Genomic DNA, 1,329 nt, shown 5'->3' with positions numbered 1-1,329 from the left:
AGCTTCGGCATGGACTGAAATTTGCGCTTTCGTGGTGGTTCACGCCATCGATGTCGCAAGGCATGGAGATTTTGGCGCAGGGTTGCCAAGGGAGGTTGAGCAAAGATCGCTGCGATCAGAGAGGCGACGATCTGGCGGGTAGCGCGCCACAGCAGCGGGCGTCCGTCGCTCAAGGGGGAGAGACACCCAACTCCTGCGAGAGGGGTTCGGTCACAAGCGCGATGAGGAAGTGGGCAAGAATCCAAGGCTTTGCGATCCTTGGGTCTTTGGCGGGAGGCGCGCGCAGTCCGATCAGGCTCTTCAGACGCTTGAAGGCGAGCTCGATGCGCCAGCGCATGCGATAGAGCTTGAGAACTGTGCCGGAGGGAAACTCCTCCTGGTCAAGCGAGGTCACAAGGATAACAAAGCCGGCAGCAATCAGCGTCTCCGGTTGAACCTGCTTGCCCTTGGCCTTGGCTTCCTTGTTGATTTTGCGCCGCGCTTCTTGTGTCGCGGCCTCGGATTTGCGCAAGGCGATCAGGCGCATCTTCAGGGGCTCGCCCTTCTTCTTGAGGCCCAGCCAGACAGGCGTTTCGATGACCTCCTCGCGGCAGCTCTTCAGGTGGCCGATGAGATCGAATGGCTTACCGCTGGCATCGAGCCATCGCACATTCTTCCACGCCGCGCGCACGACAACGTCGCCGCCTTGCGCCATGACCTTTGCGATCCGCTCGGCCTGCAGATAGGCGCGGTCGCCGATGCGGATCTCGCCCGCCACCACCGGCACGCGGTCGATCAGCTCGGCCTCGCTCTGGTCGGTGATCTCGAGGAAATCGAACTGCTCGCGCTCAAGATCGAAGGCGCAGTGCATACGCCAAAGGCCATTGTTCTTCTTCTCATGCACACCGGCCTTGGCAACCGATGTCGCATCGAGGATGCGGATCAGCCGGCCCTTGGCCAAGCCTACCTCCTCGCGCTTCAAAAGATACCCAATCAACTGCTGCAGCCACGGCCCTGCGTTGCGCAGCCGGCCGAGCAACGCCACGTCCGAGATGTCGGCGATCCCGCTCGCCGCCGCCCAGGCCACGACGCCCCGCATGCCCACCTTGCCAAGGCAGTAAGCCAGAGTCAGGCGCAACAGATCAGTAGCCGATCTGACGCCCCGCGGCCGCAGGAACGCCTTCGTCTCGCGAGCACTCCCCGCGATCAACTCTTCACCACCGAGAAGCTCAATCGTCTCGGCCCAGCCGTCATCTACAAGCGATTCGTGAGTCATCGCAGCGTAGAATCACAACCGATTCCCCGCTGCAACTCCTATCTTAGCGCATATGCCCAAGTGGGGGAGATGTC

The 1,329-nt window shown here is 61.6% G+C and carries 1 protein-coding gene; it reads right to left on the bottom strand.

Features of this window, described 5'->3' with window-relative positions; genetic code table 11:
• Positions 1-169: 169 nt before the first annotated feature.
• Positions 170-1,078 (bottom strand): transposase, encoded by a 909-nt coding sequence (locus AC0L15_RS33145; protein ID WP_292361108.1) that lies wholly within the window; start codon positions 1,076-1,078, stop codon positions 170-172.
• Positions 1,079-1,329 lie beyond the last annotated feature (251 nt).

The sequence above is a fragment of the Mesorhizobium sp. WSM4846 genome, from assembly GCF_055811415.1.
Note: the sequence above shows the minus strand (reverse complement) of the source record. Positions and strands in the feature narration are given on the sequence as shown.

Coding starts and splice junctions, on each gene's coding strand:
- AC0L15_RS33145 (WP_292361108.1), bottom strand. CDS start 1,078: ATGCGGGGCGTCGTGGCCTGGGCGGCGGCGAGCGGGATCGCCGACATC.